The organism is Polaribacter gangjinensis (assembly GCF_038024125.1).
In the GTDB taxonomy this organism is placed as follows: Bacteria; Bacteroidota; Bacteroidia; order Flavobacteriales; family Flavobacteriaceae; genus Polaribacter; species Polaribacter gangjinensis.
The window spans coordinates 2309129-2324471 of sequence record NZ_CP150662.1 but is presented as its reverse complement, the minus strand read 5'-3'; the positions used below and the strand labels follow the sequence as shown (position 1 = coordinate 2324471).

At 31.4% G+C, this 15343-nt stretch carries 15 protein-coding genes; 9 read left to right on the top strand and 6 right to left on the bottom strand.

Annotation, left to right across the window (positions count from 1 at the left end):
* The first annotated feature begins 1 nt into the window (after position 1).
* Positions 2-748, top strand: coding sequence for a LytR/AlgR family response regulator transcription factor (locus tag WHA43_RS10315; protein ID WP_105046969.1), 747 nt, complete (start codon positions 2-4; stop codon positions 746-748).
* Here the strand turns inward: WHA43_RS10315 and WHA43_RS10310 are convergent.
* Complete coding sequence (locus WHA43_RS10310; protein ID WP_105046968.1) at positions 745-1977, bottom strand: 3-phosphoshikimate 1-carboxyvinyltransferase; 1233 nt, start codon at positions 1975-1977, stop codon at positions 745-747. The genes WHA43_RS10315 and WHA43_RS10310 overlap by 4 nt on opposite strands.
* Before the next feature lie 66 nt (positions 1978-2043).
* Between WHA43_RS10310 and WHA43_RS10305 the strand changes: the two genes are divergently transcribed.
* Positions 2044-5151, top strand: a complete 3108-nt coding sequence (locus WHA43_RS10305) for a WD40/YVTN/BNR-like repeat-containing protein (RefSeq protein WP_105046967.1) — start codon at positions 2044-2046, stop codon at positions 5149-5151.
* Positions 5152-5196: 45 nt separating this feature from the next.
* Here WHA43_RS10305 and WHA43_RS10300 read toward each other — a convergent pair whose 3' ends face one another.
* The 5 genes from WHA43_RS10300 to WHA43_RS10280 are packed head-to-tail and all read right to left on the bottom strand — an operon-like array spanning position 5197 to position 8164.
* Positions 5197-5445: a hypothetical protein gene (locus WHA43_RS10300; protein ID WP_105046966.1), complete on the bottom strand. Its 249-nt coding sequence runs from the start codon at positions 5443-5445 to the stop codon at positions 5197-5199.
* The gene (locus WHA43_RS10295) at positions 5442-5771 is read right to left on the bottom strand and encodes a nucleotide pyrophosphohydrolase (RefSeq protein ID WP_105046965.1); all 330 of its coding nucleotides are present in this window, start codon (positions 5769-5771) and stop codon (positions 5442-5444) included. The genes WHA43_RS10300 and WHA43_RS10295 overlap by 4 nt, the downstream gene beginning before the upstream one ends.
* A 56-nt stretch (positions 5772-5827) precedes the next feature.
* A complete protein-coding gene (locus WHA43_RS10290) occupies positions 5828-6625 on the bottom strand; it encodes a hypothetical protein (protein WP_226742886.1) in 798 nt (265 codons plus the stop codon).
* A gap of 59 nt (positions 6626-6684) precedes the next feature.
* Positions 6685-7449, bottom strand: coding sequence for an alpha/beta fold hydrolase (locus WHA43_RS10285; protein ID WP_105046964.1), 765 nt, complete (start codon positions 7447-7449; stop codon positions 6685-6687).
* A gap of 1 nt (position 7450) precedes the next feature.
* On the bottom strand, positions 7451-8164 hold the full coding sequence (locus WHA43_RS10280; RefSeq protein WP_105047373.1) for a pyridoxine 5'-phosphate synthase: 714 nt from the start codon (positions 8162-8164) through the stop codon (positions 7451-7453).
* Positions 8165-8225: 61 nt separating this feature from the next.
* On the opposite strand from WHA43_RS10280, the gene WHA43_RS10275 reads away from it, so the two are divergent.
* The 7 genes from WHA43_RS10275 to WHA43_RS10245 all read left to right on the top strand — a co-directional run bounded on the left by WHA43_RS10275 (position 8226) and on the right by WHA43_RS10245 (position 15325).
* Complete coding sequence (locus WHA43_RS10275) at positions 8226-8885, top strand: CBS domain-containing protein (protein WP_105046963.1); 660 nt, start codon at positions 8226-8228, stop codon at positions 8883-8885.
* On the top strand, positions 8885-9784 hold the full coding sequence (locus WHA43_RS10270; RefSeq protein ID WP_105046962.1) for an NAD kinase: 900 nt from the start codon (positions 8885-8887) through the stop codon (positions 9782-9784). The genes WHA43_RS10275 and WHA43_RS10270 overlap by 1 nt, the downstream gene beginning before the upstream one ends.
* A gap of 106 nt (positions 9785-9890) precedes the next feature.
* Entirely contained in the window at positions 9891-10568 is a 678-nt protein-coding gene (locus WHA43_RS10265) for a DUF6089 family protein (protein WP_105046961.1), read from the top strand.
* 4 nt (positions 10569-10572) lie between these two features.
* On the top strand, positions 10573-11316 hold the full coding sequence (locus WHA43_RS10260) for an isoprenyl transferase (protein ID WP_105046960.1): 744 nt from the start codon (positions 10573-10575) through the stop codon (positions 11314-11316).
* 7 nt (positions 11317-11323) lie between these two features.
* Positions 11324-13906 carry an outer membrane protein assembly factor BamA gene (gene bamA, locus WHA43_RS10255; protein ID WP_105046959.1) on the top strand — a complete coding sequence of 861 codons (2583 nt, stop codon included), beginning with the start codon at positions 11324-11326 and terminating at the stop codon, positions 13904-13906.
* 65 nt (positions 13907-13971) lie between these two features.
* Positions 13972-14799, top strand: a complete 828-nt coding sequence (locus WHA43_RS10250; RefSeq protein WP_105047372.1) for an OmpH family outer membrane protein — start codon at positions 13972-13974, stop codon at positions 14797-14799.
* 19 nt (positions 14800-14818) lie between these two features.
* Complete coding sequence (locus tag WHA43_RS10245) at positions 14819-15325, top strand: OmpH family outer membrane protein (protein ID WP_105046958.1); 507 nt, start codon at positions 14819-14821, stop codon at positions 15323-15325.
* Positions 15326-15343 lie beyond the last annotated feature (18 nt).

The window sequence follows — 15343 nt, the reverse complement described above, 5'->3', positions numbered from 1 at the left end:
TATGAATACAATTATTATTGATGACGAAAAAAGAGCAAGGGTTACACTACAATTACTTTTAAAAGAATATTGCCCTAATATTACCATTGTTGCCGATTGCGAAAATTTACCTGAAGGTATCAAAGCTATCAGAAAACACAAACCAACAATAGTTTTTTTAGACATTGAAATGCCAGGTCATAGCGGATTAGAGTTACTCGATTTTTTTGATGAAAATGAAATTGATTTTTCAATCATTTTTACAACTGCTTACAATCAATATGCTATTCAAGCTTTCAAATTCTCGGCAATTGATTATTTATTAAAGCCAATAAATCCAACACAATTGGTTGAAGCGATTAAAAGATTGGAAAAAAACATTCAAAAAATTGAAAATCTTCAAGCTTTAAAAGAAAATATTTTAAAAGAAAATATAACTAAAATTGCTGTACCATCTGGGTCAAGTTTGATTTTCATTGACACTACAAAAATTTCATATATTAAAGGTGAAGGTGCTTATTCAGAAGTTTTTTGCAATAATGGCACAAAGCATTTAGTAAGTAGAAATCTGAAAAATTTTGAAGACATTTTATGTGTAGACAACCGCTTTTTAAGAGTCCACAAATCTTATATTGTGAATTTAGAACAAGTGGTTTCCTTTAATAAATCAGATGGAGGAAGTTTGACTTTAGAAGATAAAAATCAAATTCCTGTTTCACCAGAAAAATCACAAATTTTATTAGAAAAAATAAAAATCATCAAACGCTAAACTAATTCATCTACTTCAATACCAATTAGTTGCATATCATCCCAAAATTTTTGATATGATTTTGTAACAACCTCAGCATCTAATATTTTGATGGGAACTTTCAAAGCCAAAGGCGCAAAAGCCATGGCCATTCTGTGATCATTATAGGTTTTTATTTGAATATTTTTTTTTATTTCAGCCGATTTTTCTAAATGCAAACTCTTGTCAGAAACAGAAATTGTGGCTCCTAATTTTGTCAATTCATCATGCAAAGCTTCCAATCTGTCTGTTTCTTTAATTTTTAGAGTATGTAATCCTGTTAAATTACACGCAATTCCTTCAGCAAAACAAGTAACAGCAATAGTTTGAGCAATATCTGGTGCATTTTTTAAATCGATTTCTAAAAGTTCTTTACTGCTTTCTTTAATCTTTTTTAGTGTAATTGAATTTTCTTGAAAAACGGTTTCCACTCCAAAATGCTGATAAATTGTTGCCAAACAAGAATCTCCTTGTAAACTGTTATTTTTATAAGCTGATAATATAATTTCAGAACCAATTTCCGAAATCGCCACAATTGAATAAAAATAACTAGCTGAAGACCAATCTGATTCTACAACTATTGTTTGATTTTGAACTGATTTTTTTGGAAAAACCTGAATAAAATTTCCCTCGAATTTGGTTTCAATTCCCAATTGATGTAACAAACTTAGCGTCATTTCAATATAAGGAATGGAAGTAATTTCACCCAACAATTCAATCGTCAAACCATTTTCTAATTTTGATGCAACTAACAACAACGAAGAAATGTATTGACTACTAACATTTCCATGAATTTGTACTTTTTCCTTGGTAATTTTTGTACTAGAGATTTTCAGTGGAGGATATCCAATTTTATCTTGATATTCGATTTTTGCTCCCAAATCTTGCAAAGCATCCACCAAAATTTTGATAGGTCTGTTTTGCATTCTTTCAGAACCCGTTAAAATCACATTTCTACCTTCAGTAGTAGCAAAATACGAAGTTAAAAAACGCATTGCTGTACCTGCATGACCAATATCAACCAATTCTTTTTCAGTTGATAATGCGTGTTGCATATGCACAGAATCATCAGAATCTGACAAATTTTCAATCGAAATTTCAGGAAATAATTTTTGTAAAATCAACAATCTGTTAGATTCACTTTTTGAACCAGAAATGGTAATATTCTGTGAAATTTTTTTGTGTTTTAAAACGTATAAAAGTAAGTCCATAATTTCGATGGTATCAAACAGATTTAATTTTCATATTTTTACGATTACAATTTCAAATGTATCAAAATGAAAAAAATCGTATTTTTTGTTATCAGTTTATTTTTTGTAACAGCCGCCAAAGTTAACGCACAAAAAAGTGTTGACAAAGTTTCTGAAGCATATTTTAGTGCTGTTGAATGGAGAAATATTGGTCCTTTTAGAGGCGGAAGAAGTGCAGCTGTGACTGGAGTTGCCAATAAAGCCAATCTATTTTATATGGGTTCAACAGGTGGTGGCGTTTGGAAAACTACGGATGCAGGCAATACTTGGGAAAATATTTCTGACGGATTTTTTGGTGGATCTGTAGGTGCAGTTGCTGTTTCAGAATCCGATAATAATGTGATTTATGTTGGTATGGGCGAAAAAACCGTTCGCGGAAATGTTTCTTCTGGAGATGGCATTTGGAAATCTGAAAATGCTGGAAAAACTTGGAAACATGTTGGCTTATCAACCTCAAGACATATTCCTAGAGTGCGCATTCATCCAAAAAATTCGGATATTGTTTTTGCAGCAGTTTTGGGTGATATCTACAAACCAACGCAAGATAGAGGCGTGTATAAATCAGTTGATGGTGGTGAAACTTGGAAAAAAGTGTTGTTTGCTGATGAAAATTCGGGTGCAATTGACTTGATTATCGATCCAAATAACCCAAGAATTTTATACGCAACAACTTGGGATGTAAGAAGAACTCCATACAGTTTGTCATCAGGAGGAAAAGGTTCAGCAATGTATAAAAGTAATGATGGTGGTGAAACTTGGACAAATATTTCAACAAATAAAGGCTTGCCAAATGGCATTTGGGGGATTAGCGGAATTACAGTTTCTCCAGTAAATTCTGATATAGTTTGGGCGTTGATTGAAAATGAAAAAGGCGGAGTTTACAAATCTACGGATGCTGGAAAAACTTGGAATCTGATAAATTCCGAACGAAAATTACGTCAAAGAGCTTGGTATTACACGCGTTTGTATGCTGATACTCAAGATGAAAATATTTTATACGTTTTAAACGTAAATTATCACAAATCTACAGATGGTGGCAAAACCTACAAAACCTACAATGCGCCTCATGGAGATCATCATGATTTGTGGATTGCTCCTGAAGACAATCAACGAATGATTATTGGGGATGATGGTGGAGCACAAATTTCATTTGATGCAGGTGAAAATTGGAGCACTTATATGAATCAGCCAACAGCTCAGTTTTACAGATTGACAACTGATAATCATTTTCCGTACCGAATTTATTCAGCACAACAAGACAATTCTACCATCAGAATTTCGCACAGAACTTCTGAAAGATTTATCACTGAAAGTGATTGGCAAGAAACTGCTGGTGGCGAAAGTGCGCACATTGCAGTTGATCCTTTAAATGATGATATTGTTTATGGAGGAAGTTATGGCGGATTTTTAACAAGAGTGAACCATAAAACTAATGAAACACGTGCCATCAATGTTTGGCCTGATGATCCTATGGGACATGGAGCTGAAGATTTCAAATACCGTTTTCAATGGAATTTCCCGATTTTCTTTTCACCAAATAATAAAAAAAGACTGTATGCAGCATCCAATCATTTGCATGTAACAGAAGATGAAGGACAATCTTGGCAGTTAATCAGTCCCGATTTAACAAGGAATGACCCAAAAACATTAGGTCCTTCTGGAGGTCCAATCACCAAAGACAATACAGGTGTTGAGTATTATGGAACTATTTTCGCCGCAACAGAATCTGCTTTTGAACCAGGTTTGATTTGGACTGGATCTGATGATGGTTTGGTACACGTTTCAAAAGACAATGGAAAAAATTGGGAAAATGTGACTCCTAAAAAAATGCCAGAATGGATGATGATCAATTGCATTGAAGCAGATCCTTTTACCAAAGGAGGAGCTTATATAGTTGGAACAAAATACAAATCAGGAGATTACAAACCGTATATTTATAAAACAGAAAACTACGGAAAAACTTGGGAATTGATTGTATCTGGAATTGAAGGAGAGAGTTTTACAAGAGCCTTAAGAGCCGATCCAAAAAGAAAAGGTTTGTTGTATGCAGGTACTGAAAAAGGGATGTATATTTCCTTTGATGATGGTAAAAATTGGCAAACATTTCAGCAAAATTTACCCATTGTTCCAATTACAGATTTAGCTATTAAAAACGATAATTTGATTGCAGCAACACAAGGAAGATCTATTTGGATTATTGATGATTTAACACCATTACATCAACTAAATAGTACTATTTATAAAGAAAAAGTGGTTCTATACAAACCAATTGATGCCTATAATTTAAGTGGTGGCAATGGAAGAACTTCAAAAACTGAAGGAACCAATCACGCTGGAGGTGTTTCAGTTAATTTTTATATCGATAAAATAGAGGAAAAAGACATTATTTCTTTGTCATTTTATGATGCAAAAAATACATTGATTAAAACATTTTCCACAAAACCTAATAAGGATAAAAAAGAAGAAAAGCTCACTGTTAAAGACGGAAACAATCTTTTCAATTGGAATATGATGTATGATGGAGCAGAATCTGTTGAAGGAATGATTTTATGGTGGGCATCATTAAGTGGACCAATGGCATTACCTGGAAATTATAAAGTAGAATTGGCTGTAAATGAAATTAAAAAATCTGAAAATTTTTCGATTTTGAGAAATCCAATGTCGGAAGCAACAGAAAATGATATGAAAGCGCAATTTGATTTTATCAATGATATCAACACAAAGGTGACTGAAATTCACAAAGCATTAAAAAATGTTCAAAAAGTAAGATCGCAAGTTGATGTATTGAAAAAATCAATCAAAGACACCAAAACTCACAAAGAATTGTTGGATTTTGCTACGAAATTAGTGAAAGATATAACAGTAATTGAAGAAACTTTGTATCAAACAAAAAGTAAAAGTAGTCAAGATCCGTTGAATTTTCCAATCAGATTGAATAATAAATTGGCACATTTGAACTCTTTGACACGAATTGGAAATTACGCTCCTACTAATCAAGCTATTGAATTTAAAAATGAAATTGTAAAAGAAATTGATATCGAACTTGCAAAATTGTATTCACTGTTTGATAATGGCGTAAAAGAACTGAATCAAAAAGTGAAAGAAAGCATTATTGATTTGATTCAAATTGATTGATTTTCAATAAATTAAATAAAAAAAGCGACTTACAAGTCGCTTTTTTTATTTCATATTTTTATTTGTGATATACAACCCATAAATGGCACTAAACACAATTTTATAACCAAAAAAAGCTTTCCATTTTCCGTTGTTAAAATTTGCTTCTGCTACTTTTGCAAAATCTCCAGCAAAAATATCGCTCCAACTATTGATTGCTAATGAAAAGATAGTAACCAAAACAAAAAAAGGAATGGCTACTTTTAAAAAATTAGGTAAAAATTTAGGTTGTTGTATTTTTTTTAAAAAACTCATGGTTGTAATTTTTGATTATTTTGATGACGATCGTGATCGCGTTTGGTTTTTAAGTCTAATTTTTTTTCAAAAGCCTCTTGCAAATTTACACCCGTTTGATTCGCCAAACACAAAACTACAAAAACAACATCAGCCAATTCTTCGCCTAAATCTTTGTTTTTATCCGACTCTTTTTCACTTTGCTCGCCATAACGTCTTGCAATAATTCTGGCAACTTCGCCTACTTCTTCTGTAAGTTGGGCCATATTTGTTAGTTCGTTAAAATAACGAACTCCGTGATTTTTAATCCATTCATCAACTTGTTGTTGTGCGTTTTGTAAGTTCATTTTTTTAAAAATTGTTTCTAATGTTTAAATGTTTCTTTTGCTTGTTGAATTAAAAATCATAATTCAACTAAATTGGGTTGTAAATTTGCAAATTCATTTGGAATCAATGGATTATCGAGCACAAAAAGTGTTCTTTTATCCATTTGCAATGTATCAACAATATCTGAATAATAGTTATTGAAAATAGCATCCAATTCTCCAGATGCTGTAATTATTTGCAAACCTTCCTCTACTCTTTTTGCCAGTTCAGGCATTGTAGGATTCACATAAAAAACGAGTGGAAATGGATAAAAAATCAATAATTTAGATTCAATTTCCAAGGTTTTTAGTTTTGAAGCTCGATTTTCAAAGACACTCAAAACTTCATTGGCTCCAAATGTAACGTAATCAAAATTTGCTCTGGAAAGTCGTTTAAAAATATCATCAAAATTTCCTTCTTCAGAAACAATAAAGTTGTTGTATCTAAAAATAGCTGCATCACTCCAAGTTTCAGGAATTCCTTGAACGTATTTTTTTAGAATTTCAGCCTCTTTTATTTCACTAAATTTTTTAGCATCCTTAGCATTGATGATTAAAATTCGATAGCCTAATAAATTCTTAGCAATGGGTTTTGAAATGACAATTTTTTCTTCATCAGCAAACTTTTGATTTCCTGCAATTGTTACTAAAAGATGGTGATTTTTTTTACTAAAAGCCTTTGATTCTTCAGTTCCTGAATATTCTGTAAAGGATTCTTTGATGCTAAAATCTCCATATTTTTTAATTGTTGATTTTAAAACAGCCTCCAAAATTTCGCGCTCATACAATTGTCTAATTTCGGATCTATTGCCATTCCAAAAATCAATTTCTGTCATTTTATGTATATTAAATAAGATGAAATGCTAAGAATATAAATTATTCTCCTTTTAAAATTCTATTTCAAAAACCCAAAAACAACCTCATAAAACTGTTCTGGATTCTCTGCATGCAACCAATGACCTGCATTTTTGATAGTTACAATTTGACTTTTTGGAAAATGAACATCAATAATCAAGGCTTCATTTTGATTGATATAATCTGAATTTTCTCCTTTTAAAAACAGAGTTTCTTTTTCAAATTTGGTATTTACAGGTAAAGGTTTACCAACTTCTGGATTATTTTTTGTCAATGCGTCTAAATGAAATCTAAATCCTAAAACGCCTTTGTCTTTCCAATAAATATTTTTCATCAAAAATTGACGAACACCAAACTCAGGAATCAATTTTGACAATTGTTCATCAACCAAATCTCTTGAATTGTGAATGGTAAAATCAACCGAATTTAATCCTGCTAAAATAGCATGATGATGAGGTTTGTATGCTTTTGGCGAAATATCTACAACCACCAATTTATCTACCAAATTTGGGTAAGTAACTGCAAATAACATGGCTGTTTTTCCACCCATAGAATGCCCAATTAAATGAACATTTTCTAGCTGATAATGTTGCATATAATGATGCAAATCTTCTACCATTGATTCATACGAAAATTCATCAGAATGAAAACTACGTCCATGATTTCTTTGGTCAATCAAATGCACTTCAAAGTGTTCAGAAAACTGACTTCCCAATGTTTTCCAATTATCTCCCGATCCAAAATAGCCATGTAAAATGAGCAATGGTTTTCCTTTTCCAATGATTTTTGAGTGAAGTAATTCCATCTTATTGTAATTTGTTCAAATACATATTCACCACATTTTCCAATCCTAAATACAAACTTTCTGAAATCAGTGCATGACCAATAGAAACCTCTGCTAAATTGGGAATATTCTCTTTAAAAAATTGAATGTTTTGGAGACTTAAATCATGCCCTGCATTGATTCCCAAACCTAATTTGTGTGCTAAAATTGCCGCTTCAGTATAGGGTTTTACAGCATTTTTATTGCCTTTTTCAAACTCACTTGCAAAATGTTCTGTGTACAATTCAATTCTGTCAGTTCCAGTTTTTGCAGCAGCTTCCATCAAACGTAAATCAGTATCAATAAAAATAGAAGTTCTAATGCCATTTTGTTGAAATTCTTGAATTACTTCTTTCAAAAAAGAATGATGAGTAATGGTATCCCAACCTGCATTTGAAGTAATTGCATCATCAGCATCAGGAACCAAAGTTACCTGAGTTGGCTTAACTTGCAACACCAAATCCATAAATGATTTTACAGGATTTCCTTCAATATTATATTCGGTTTTTACAATATTTTTTAAATCTCTTGCATCTTGATAACGAATATGACGTTCATCTGGTCTTGGATGAATCGTAATTCCCTGCGCGCCAAAACGTTCAATATCTTGGGCAACTTTCAATAAATTCGGCACATTTCCACCTCTCGAATTGCGCAAAGTTGCAATTTTGTTGATATTTACACTTAACTTTGTCATTGAGTAAAAATTAGTTTGCAAAGATAAATCATTCAAACATTTTATCCTATCTTCGTACAAAATGAACATTACAAATCACATACTAACAGAAATTGAGCCTTTACGCCTTGATAGCAGTATCAAGAGTGCAAAAAAGCTTTTTAAAGAGTATCCTTTGACTCATTTTCCAGTTTTGGAAAACAATAAATTATTGGGTTCTTTTGCTGAAGATGATATCCGAATTATAGAACATGAAAAAGGTGAATTGGTTGCTTACGCTCATTTATTAAGTTCATTTTTTGCGGATGAAAAAGCAACTGTTTTAGAATTGTTAAAAATTTTTGCAGACAATGATACCAACATTATTCCTGTTTTAAATGAAGAAAAAAACTACTTAGGATATTATGATTTGCGTGATGTATTGGATGTTTTTTCAACAAGTCCTTTTATGACTGAAGTGAGTGAAACATTGATCGTAAAAAAAAGTGAAAATGATTTTTCCATGAGCGAAATTGCTCAAATTGTTGAGGTGAATAAAGGCAAATTATTAGGTGCTTACATTTCTGAAAAAAGTGATGATTTTGTGCATATTACATTAAAAATTGTTTCTTTTGATATCAATGAAATGATGTATACTTTCAGAAGATATAATTACGAGATTATTTCAACTCATGAGAATGATATTTATTTAGAAGATTTAAAAAACAGATCAGAATATCTTCAAAAATACCTAGAAATGTAATGAAAAAAGTAGCGATTTATGGTCAATCTTATTCCATTTCTGCTGAAAAGGAAATTCATGCTTTATTAAATATTCTTGAAGAAAAAGGATGTGTTTGCTACATCGAAAAAAAATTTTACGATACTTTAAAAAGAGAAACATCTCTAGAGAAAGAATACAATACATTTGCTGGTTTTGCCGATTTAAATAGCACTTTTGAAGTAATGTTTACCATTGGTGGAGATGGCACAATATTGAGAGCAGTAACTTACATCAGAAATTTAAATATCCCCATTTTAGGAATCAATGCAGGCAGATTGGGTTTTTTAGCAACCATCCATAAAGATGTCATTCAAGAAAATATTGATCTTATTTTTAAAGGTGAATATACCATTCAAGAACGCTCATTATTAACCGTAAAAACTATTCCTGAATTAGAAGGTTTTACAGAACTGAATTTTGCCTTGAACGAAGTAACAATTGCCCGTAAAAATACCACATCAATGATTGGTATAAAAACCAGCATTAATTTTGAATATTTAACCAATTATTGGGCTGATGGTTTAATCATCGCAACTCCAACAGGATCTACAGGATATTCATTAAGTTGTAACGGACCTGTACTTTCTCCAGACTCAAAAAGCCTTGTAATTACGCCAATTGCACCTCACAATTTGAATGCAAGACCCATGGTTATTTCTGATGAAAAAACGATTCAATTGAGCACGAATTCTAGAGAAAAAGATTTTTTAATTTCTTTAGATTCTAGAATTACAACTGTTCCGAAAAACACAGAAGTTTTCATTGAAAAAGCACCTTTTACAATCAAAACAATAGTGCCAAATAATCAATCATTTTTACAGACTTTACGCACTAAATTATTGTGGGGTGAAGACACAAGAAACGAGATAAATTTGTAAGAATCAGCCTACAATAAAAAGCAAAAATAGCTGTTATCCAAAAAAGACTTAATATTAACTTTATAAAGCAACTAGAAATTCCTATATTTGCTCGCTATTTTTTAGAATGAAAAACAGTATATTATTACTCATAGTTATCAATTTTTCTTGTATTTTACGTGCACAAGTGTACGAAGCAGGAATCTTTTTAGGGGGCTCAAATTACATTGGTGATATCGGGAGAACAAACTACATATATCCCAATAAATTTGCAGGCGGTTTGATTTTCAAATATAATTGGAATCCCAGAGTTGCTTTGAGAACAACTTATAGTTATTTGCCAATTGAAGCAAATGATTTAGAAGCAGATACTGATTTTAAAGTTTCAAGAGGATTGCAATTTAAAAATACCATTCACGAATTGGCTATAGGACTAGAATATAATTTTTATGAATACGATTTATCATCAGATGATAAAACTTGGACGCCATATATTCTGTTAGAAGTAGCCGCATTTAATTACAATTATGTGGTGAATGAACCTGTTCCGAATCAATTTACTTACGATACAAAAAATGCGTTTGCGATTCCTTTTGGGTTTGGAATCAAATCAAAATTAATGGGTAAACTTGCCATTGCTTTTGAGACAAAGTTCAGATATACTTTTAACGACGATTTAGATTATACCTCCCCTACAATCCCTAGGTTAAACGTTGGTGGCACCAATAATGATTGGTACGTGTTTTCGGGCGTATCTCTTTTATACACTTTTGGCAGACCCGCCTGTTATTCAAATGGATTATAGGCTTATGGATAAAAAATTACAAATCGATTTACAAAGAGTTCCAAAACACGTTGCCATTATTATGGATGGTAATGGAAGATGGGCAAAAGGTAAAGGGATGGAACGAATTTTTGGCCATAAAAATGCTTTGACTGCAGTAAGAGAATCTATTGAGGGAGCAACAAAAATTGGAGTTTCTGCAATCACATTATACGCTTTTTCTACAGAAAATTGGAATAGACCAAAAGTTGAAATTGATGCTTTAATGAATTTACTCATAAGCTCATTAAAAAAAGAATTACCTACTTTTCAAGAAAATGGTGTAAAAGTAAATGCGATTGGCTCTATAGAAAACTTACCAAAAAAAGCACAAGTTACTCTTCGCAATGTTATTTTAGATACCGAAAAAAATGATGTAATTACTTTAACCCTTGCATTAAGCTACGGTTCTAGAGAAGAAATTGTTAATGCAATGAAAACGATATCTAAAAAAGTTGTTAATAAAGAACTTGATTTAGAAAATATTGATGAAAATACTATAAATAACCATTTATATACATTTAATTTGCCCCATGTCGATTTAATGATAAGAACTAGTGGAGAACAACGCATTAGTAACTTTTTATTATGGCAAATGGCATATGCTGAACTATATTTTACAGATATACTTTGGCCAGATTTTAGAGAAGAACATTTCTATGACGCCATCATAGAATACCAGAATAGAGAACGAAGATTTGGAAAAACAAGCGAACAACTTACAGAATAAATTTTTTATGAAATTATTTTCTGCGTCATTAGTGCTTTCTGCACTATTTTTTACTTTTAATGCAACTGCACAAATAAAGAATGACAGCATTGTCAATATTAAAAATGACAGTATTATCAACACCAAAAAAGATACCATAAACAAAAATCAAAAAGTTGATTATGAAATTGGTAAAGAATATATTTTAGGTGGAATTACAGTTACTGGTTTAAAAAAATTTAGTGAAGAAACTGTAAAAGTTTTTACAGGTCTTGTAAATGGACAATTATTACGTTTGCCCGGTGATAAATTAACAAGTGCCATTAAAAAATTATATGAAAGTAAGCAATTTAGCAATGTTGATGTATATTTGGTAAAAGTAGATGGTGAAACTATTTATCTTGAATTCGATGTGCAAGAATTGCCGCAATTAAACCAAGTAAAAATTAACGGAGTCAAAAAATCAAAAGCGAAAGAATTGATTAAAGAAGCCGAGTTAAAATTGGGAGCAATGGTTACAGACAACTTATTAGTAACTACCAAAAACTACTTCACAAAAAAATATACTGATAAAGGTTTCTTAAAAACAAAAGTAACGCTCGATCTTCAAAAAGATACATCAGACATGAATGTTGTAAACATGAATGTATATATTGATCAGGGTCAAAGAATCAAAATCAAAAAAATTAACTTTACCGGAAACGAAAAATTATCTGACAAAAAATTGCGCAAAGCAATGTCTAAAACCAAACAAAGAATGCTTGGTCGTTTTTGGAAAGGATCAAAATATATTGAAGAAGATTATCAAAAAGATTTAGAGAAAATTTTAGATAAATACAGCAGATTAGGTTTTAGAGATGCACGAATTTTAAGTGAAGGATACACTTGGAATAAAGACAATACAATCAACATAAATATCGAGTTAGAAGAAGGAAAACAATATCGTTTTGCGGACATTGTTTTCGTTGGAAATAAAGAATTTACAGACGAGCAATTACGAGCAATGTTGCGAATTGAAAAAGGAGATGTGTATAATGGAGCCGTTTTAAAAGAGCGAGTAAAAGGTGATGGAACACCTACTTCTGATGATTTATCAACGTTATATCAAGACAATGGTTTCTTATTTTCGCAAGTAAATGCTGTTGAAACCAAGGTAGAAAACGACTCTATTACTGTTGAAATTAGAATTCGTGAAGATGAAAAAGCACGAATTAGAAAAGTAACAGTTAGAGGAAATGACAAAACAAACGACCACGTAATTTTTAGAGAATTGCGTGTAAAACCAGGAGATTTATTCAGTAGAAGTGCCATTATTCGTTCTATTCGCGAAATTGGACAATTAGGTTTCTTTGATCAAAATGTTTCTCCAGATGTTGTTCCAGATTATCAAAATAAAACTGCTGATATTGATTTTACAGTAGTTGAAAAAGGCGGAAGTCAAATAGAATTGCAAGGGGGTTATGGTGGTGGCTCTTTTATTGGAACTTTAGGGTTATCATTCAATAATTTTTCTATCAAAAATATTTTCAACAAAGATGCATATAAACCATTACCAATGGGAGATGGTCAAAGTTTGTCTTTACGTTTGCAATCTAGTAGAACTTTTAATACCTACAGTTTTTCATTTACAGAGCCATGGTTAGGAGGTAGAAAACCACAATCGTTATCATTTTCAGTATATTCATCCAATCAATATCAGTTTAATTTTCAAACAGGTGATGTTGACAGAAGTCAAAGTTTAGGAATTGTAGGAGCTTCTGTAGGTCTTGGAAAACGTTTAAATTGGCCAGATGATTTCTTTCAATTATCCCAAACTGTTAGTTACCAAGCTTTTAATTTAAATAATTATGGTTTTAGAGTTGGAGAAAATATCTTAAGTAATGGAAGTTTAAACAACTTATCATACAGTGCAACCATTGCAAGAAATTCTGCGGGACCAAGTTTAATTTTCCCAACTTACGGATCTGAATTTAGTTTGGGTATCAAAGCAACATTCCCATATTCATTAGTAAATGGAAGAGATTATTCAATTCCAGAAGATGCAACTGATGAAGAAAGAAATAATCTGATTGCAGAAAATTACAAATGGTTAGAATATTACAAAATCAGTGCGAAAGGAAAATGGTACACCTCATTTACAGATAAATTGGTTTTGATGACCAATGCTGAAATGGGATATTTAGGGTATTACAACACAAAAGTGGGGTTATCACCATTTGAAAGATATTACGTTGGTGGAGATGGAATTGCCATTTTTCAATTAGATGGTAGAGAAGTTATTGGTTTAAGAGGTTATGAAAACAATAGACTTTCTTCTGCTGAAGGAGGATCTATTTACAATAAATTTCAATTAGAATTGCGCTATTCAATTACTGATGCGCCTTCAGCTTCCATTTATACACTAGGATTTTTAGAAGCTGGTAATTCTTATGACAATTTTAGGACATTTAATCCGTTTGAGTTAAAACGTTCAGCTGGATTAGGAATCAGGATATTTATGCCTGCATTCGGGTTATTAGGAATCGACTTTGCACATGGGTTTGATCCTTTACCCGGATTTACAGAAAAATCTGGTTGGCAAACACATTTTATTATTGGAAGACAATTCTAAGAAAATTGTACATTTGTAAATGCATCTATTTTTTTGGCATGGTTTTTTCTAAATTCAATTTACAAATGAAAAAAATATTTTTATTCGTCGTTCTTTTAGGTAGTGTATCCAATTCTTGGTCACAAAGAAATCAGTTAATTGCTTATATAGATATGGAATATATTCTAGAAAATGTTCCTGAATATATTAAAGCACAAAACACGTTAGATGCCAAAGTTGCTAAATGGAAATCAAATCTAGACCAACAAGCACGTCATATAGAGGTTATGAAAACCGATTTAGCAAACGAAAAAGCAATTTTAACAAAAGATTTAATTGAAGAAAAAGAAGAGGAAATTACTTTAAAACAAGAAGAATTAAGAAGACTTGAATCGTTATATTTTGGTCCTACTGGCGATTTGTTTTTGATGCGTAAACAATTGGTAAAACCAATTCAAGATCAAGTTTACAATGCAATTCAAAGCATCGCAAATAGAAAAAATTATGATTTTGTTTTTGAAAAATCTAGTGATTTGGTAATGCTATATTCCAATAAAAAATACGATATTAGCGACCTCGTTTTAGCAACAATTGACAGGACAAGATTGTCTGAAGAAAAAAAGGATCAACGAAATAAGAAAAATGAGAAAAATCCTTTAGTAGACAAAGAAATTTCTGAAAAACAACAGGAGTTAATAGATAAAAAAGAAGCGCTAATTACAGAAAAGAAAGACGAGTTAGAGAAAAAAGAAGAAGAAAAAAAGGCCTTAGTTGACGCTAAAAAGAAAGAAATAGAAGACAAAAAAGAGGCATTAGCGAAAAAAAGAGAAGAACAACGAAAAATATTAAGAGAAAAACAAGAAGCGCTAAAAAAGAAAAAAGAAGAAGAAAAAAAGAAAAAAAATCAAGAATAATTATTAAATCAAAACAAGAATGAGAAATTTTAAAACGTTACTATTAATTGCTGTATTTACTTTAGGGTTGGGTGGAGTTGCAAATGCACAAAAATTCGGTCACATCGATTTCGAAAAATTAGTAGCAGAAATGCCATCAACTAATAAATTAAAGTTAGATATGGAGAAATTACAAAAAACCTATCAAGACGAAATTGAAGGAATGGGCAAAAAGTTAGAAGCAAAAGTAAAAAAATACCAAGCTGAACAAAATGCACAAACTAAAGAAATCAATGAATCTAGAGCTTTAGAAGTGCAGCAAGAAAACCAAAGATATGAGCAATTAAGACAAACTGCTGGTCAGGAAATGCAAAAAAAATACGCAGAAGGTTTAAATCCAATCATCGAAAAAGCGCAAAAAGCTATTGAAGATGTTGCTGCTGCAAAAGGTATTGTGTATGTTTTTGATTCATCAATTGGCAAAGGTTTGCTAGTTTCTAAAGGCGAAGATTTATTCAATGCTGTAAAAGCAAAATTAGGATTCTAAGAAATCATATTTTATAAA

What these genes read in the sequence shown, in the direction of transcription:
- WHA43_RS10295 (WP_105046965.1), bottom strand. Translation starts at nt 5,771, where the DNA reads ATGAACTTACAAAACGCACAACAACAAGTTGATGAATGGATTAAAAAT.
- WHA43_RS10280 (WP_105047373.1), bottom strand. Translation starts at nt 8,164, where the DNA reads ATGACAAAGTTAAGTGTAAATATCAACAAAATTGCAACTTTGCGCAAT.
- WHA43_RS10305 (WP_105046967.1), top strand. Translation starts at nt 2,044, where the DNA reads ATGAAAAAAATCGTATTTTTTGTTATCAGTTTATTTTTTGTAACAGCC.
- WHA43_RS10275 (WP_105046963.1), top strand. Translation starts at nt 8,226, where the DNA reads ATGAACATTACAAATCACATACTAACAGAAATTGAGCCTTTACGCCTT.
- WHA43_RS10315 (WP_105046969.1), top strand. Translation starts at nt 2, where the DNA reads ATGAATACAATTATTATTGATGACGAAAAAAGAGCAAGGGTTACACTA.
- WHA43_RS10300 (WP_105046966.1), bottom strand. Translation starts at nt 5,445, where the DNA reads ATGAGTTTTTTAAAAAAAATACAACAACCTAAATTTTTACCTAATTTT.
- WHA43_RS10285 (WP_105046964.1), bottom strand. Translation starts at nt 7,449, where the DNA reads ATGGAATTACTTCACTCAAAAATCATTGGAAAAGGAAAACCATTGCTC.
- WHA43_RS10265 (WP_105046961.1), top strand. Translation starts at nt 9,891, where the DNA reads ATGAAAAACAGTATATTATTACTCATAGTTATCAATTTTTCTTGTATT.
- WHA43_RS10270 (WP_105046962.1), top strand. Translation starts at nt 8,885, where the DNA reads ATGAAAAAAGTAGCGATTTATGGTCAATCTTATTCCATTTCTGCTGAA.
- WHA43_RS10310 (WP_105046968.1), bottom strand. Translation starts at nt 1,977, where the DNA reads ATGGACTTACTTTTATACGTTTTAAAACACAAAAAAATTTCACAGAAT.
- WHA43_RS10260 (WP_105046960.1), top strand. Translation starts at nt 10,573, where the DNA reads ATGGATAAAAAATTACAAATCGATTTACAAAGAGTTCCAAAACACGTT.
- bamA (WP_105046959.1), top strand. Translation starts at nt 11,324, where the DNA reads ATGAAATTATTTTCTGCGTCATTAGTGCTTTCTGCACTATTTTTTACT.
- WHA43_RS10250 (WP_105047372.1), top strand. Translation starts at nt 13,972, where the DNA reads ATGAAAAAAATATTTTTATTCGTCGTTCTTTTAGGTAGTGTATCCAAT.
- WHA43_RS10290 (WP_226742886.1), bottom strand. Translation starts at nt 6,625, where the DNA reads ATGACAGAAATTGATTTTTGGAATGGCAATAGATCCGAAATTAGACAA.
- WHA43_RS10245 (WP_105046958.1), top strand. Translation starts at nt 14,819, where the DNA reads ATGAGAAATTTTAAAACGTTACTATTAATTGCTGTATTTACTTTAGGG.